Origin of the sequence: Mesorhizobium sp., assembly GCF_004962925.1 — a bacterium.
Classification (GTDB): Bacteria; Pseudomonadota; Alphaproteobacteria; order Rhizobiales; family Rhizobiaceae; genus Mesorhizobium.
On sequence record NZ_SUEO01000039.1, the window covers coordinates 5,624 to 8,870 of the forward strand.

Here is a 3,247-nt window from a genome sequence, read left to right on the forward strand (position 1 = left end):
CCCGCCACTTCATGGCGGCCCGACTGAAACAACAGCATGCTCTGCCGTCAGCGCTGCGTCAGGCGCTTGCGGCAGGGGTTGGGTTGCTGGCCCATGCTACCCGTCACGATCTCGTCGGCAAGCTGCTGCTTTCGGCGGGCGCACGGCACGCGCTGCGGGGCGATCGCCTGAATCGCCTCGCTCAGCTGCTCGCTACAGCCGATGAGGACGAGTTGTATCGGCGACTGACGGGATCGTCGACCGAGAACCTCACCCTCCACCAGCCGCCCTCATCAAATCACGTCGAGCACCGGCTTGATGGGCTGCTGTCCCGTCTCTTGTACGACGACATGGCCGGATACCTGCCCGGCGACGTATTGGTGAAGCTGGACCGCGCCAGCATGGCCAACAGCCTTGAGGGGCGGTGCCCGCTGCTCGATCATCGGGTTGTCGAATTCGCTTGGCGCCTGCCGACGAATACGAAGGTTCGTAATGGCAGAGGCAAGTGGATCCTTCGTCAGTTGCTGCGTCGTTATATTCCGCAGCGGCTGATCGACCGGCCGAAGCAAGGTTTCGATGTTCCCATAGCAGTCTGGCTGAGAGGCCCGCTGCGCATCTGGGCCAGCGATGTTCTCGCCGACATGCGCCTCTCCGGAGACGGGATATTCGACTTTGCAAAGGTCGAGGCGTGCTGGCGAGATCACATGGATGGAAGGCAGGATCATTCTCGTGATTTGTGGGCGGCGTTGATGTTCCAGGCCTGGCGCAACGAGGCCCGTAGGCCACCGGCGCCAGCAACGAACCTGCGTCGCGTGTTCGAACTGGCAGGAGTGTAAGATGGAAGGTTCCATAGTCAGCCGCAAGCAACTTCCGCGCGCCACTGAGATGCACGTTGCCGCGCACGAGACCAGGCCGCGCATGAGGCGCCCGCTGCGTGAGCCGATGGACACGCAGGCCCCGATCAATCAGCTCCTCACAACCATCGCGAGGAGAAAATGGTTCATGCTCGCCATGGTAGCCCTGGGCGGTGTTTTGGCCGGGCTTGCGGGTTTGGCAGTTCCTGTCGGGTTTGAGGCGACCACGCAAATTATTCTAGACGCTCCAAGCAGGAACGGGCCCGCCGGCGCGGAACCTCCCGCGGAGATGCTGGATGCCAGCATTGACGACAATATAACCATGCTGTTGTCGCAAGGAAATCTGCGACGCGTGATGGCAGCGCTGCGCAAGACGGAGGCTGGCAGCACTGCTGAACAAGGTGATGCCGGAACTGGAAATTCTCCTCCCAACCCTGCTCGTGGGGACCGGCCGAATTTGCGCTCATTTGCAGACGGTCTGCTGGGCGGAATTTTGCCGCAGAGCAAGCCGGACGCTGCGGATGCGGCTGAACTAAAGGCGTTGCGAAAGGGCATGAGGGTTGGCCAGGAGCTGCGATCGAGAGTCATCAGCATAGGCTTTACCGATCCGGATCCGGCGCGAGCCGCAATGGTAGCTAATACATTCGCCCAATCGTACATCGACGATCTCGCAAAGAGACGTCAGGCAGCGGACAAAGTGGAACTCACCTCGATAGTCGCTGCCCTGCCAGGTGTACAACGCGATCTAGCGGCAGCGACCGATCGCCTGGAAAAGTATCGGCTGAGCCATGGTGCAGTCGACCAAGGTGCTGCGGACAACGCCGCTAAGGAGACGGCTGAACTCAGCCAGCAGATTTCCTTGTCGAAAGCAGATCTCTCCGCCACGGAATCTCGCCTTCGACATATTCAGGAACTGCGAAAGGAGGGGGCATCGGTCGCCTCGCTCGCTCAAGCCATCGGATCGCCGCTGTTGGCCGAATTGGCGGCTCGCCAGGCCAGTGACACGGCAGATAAAAATCTGAGCGATGCGATCAACCGCGAGATCGAACAAGCCACCGCTCGGATCGCAGCCGAGGCCAGCATCTACCGTGCCCAAATCGCAGCTCTGGAAAGCCGCAAGAATGTGCTCGATGCGGTTGTGGCCGATACTGCCGGCCGGCTGTCAGGGCTGCGTGCGCTGGAGCCGCAGGTCAGTATCTTGACGCAACGATACAACCAGCTTCTGACCCAACAACAGGAATTGATACGGCGCATCGCAACTCCCTCGGCCGGAGTGTCGGTCCTTTCGGCGGCATGGCCGCCGACGAATCCAAAGACCCTGTCGCCGATTTTCCTTATTCCACCCGGTATGGTTGTGTTTGGGCTTCTTGGCGGGGTCTTCGTTGTTATTCGCAACCGCCTCGATCAGACCTTGCGCGGCGAGGCCGAAACTGAAGCAGCGCTCGGAGTTCCGTGCTTGGGGCTGATACCACAAGCTCCCACAATGCACGCCAAGCGGCTGAAGCAGCTGGTTTTAGCGCAGCTGAGGTCCAGATACAGCCGCGCCGTGACGTCCCTGCTTGTCGCCGCGGCGCCCAAGCAAGCGGGTGATCGCTCGTCCCACGTCATTCTCGTAACGTCCAGCCTTCAGGATGATGGCAAGACCGAGCTTGCATGGAGCCTGGCCTTGGCAGCCACCCGGCTGGGGGGACGAGTGCTTTTCCTCGATCTTGACCGTACGGGCGCCCGCCTCACGAACGAATTCCTGGGCGAATTCAAGGCGCTCAAGCCTCACTTTTTTTTCGGCGACTATGTGAGTGAACGCTGTGCCTTGCACGATGCAATCGCGGGAATGCCTGAAATCGGAATCGACTTCATGGCTCTCGCACCGTCGGAGGATCTGCTGGCATTACTGTCAACGGTCGACAGTTCCCTGTTCACGGATGAGCTGCACTCGATCTATAGCATCGTCATCATAAATGGACCGGTGGGACTTGGAGGACCGGAGGCCGGGCTTCTGACGGGCTGGGCTGATGCGGTTCTTTTCGCCATTCGCTGGGGTAGGACGCGACGCAGCATGGCGCGTGAGGTTTTGGAAACGCTTGCGGGCGACGCGTCGGTTTCGGCCCCTGTGGGGAGCGTTCTCACGCAGGTTAATCTCAAGAAGCATGCCAGTTACCGGTTCGGGGACGGTGCTGATCTTTTGCTTGAGGAACCATCATGAGCGTCACAAGCGGACGTCGAAGCCACGACGGTCGCGGAAATCGCGCGGGTATTGCCACGATCGGATTGGACCCATGATCATTGAACTCTTCGGACCGCCTGGATCCGGCAAGAGAACGTTCGCTCACGCCCTTGCGCGGCGACTGCGCGGGGAGGGGTACCACGTCACGGTTGCCCTCAGCCACCGGCCTCGCGAGAGGGGATCGAGCGTC

At 60.7% G+C, this 3,247-nt stretch carries 2 protein-coding genes; both read left to right on the forward strand.

Annotation, left to right across the window (positions count from 1 at the left end; translation table 11 throughout):
• A partial coding sequence (locus E5W87_RS10890) for an asparagine synthase C-terminal domain-containing protein (protein ID WP_292396857.1) occupies positions 1 to 815 on the forward strand: 815 nt, incomplete at its 5' end.
• Position 816: 1 nt separating this feature from the next.
• Entirely contained in the window at positions 817 to 3,036 is a 2,220-nt protein-coding gene (locus E5W87_RS10895) for an exopolysaccharide transport family protein (RefSeq protein WP_292396859.1), read from the forward strand.
• The last annotated feature ends 211 nt before the right edge of the window (positions 3,037 to 3,247 follow it).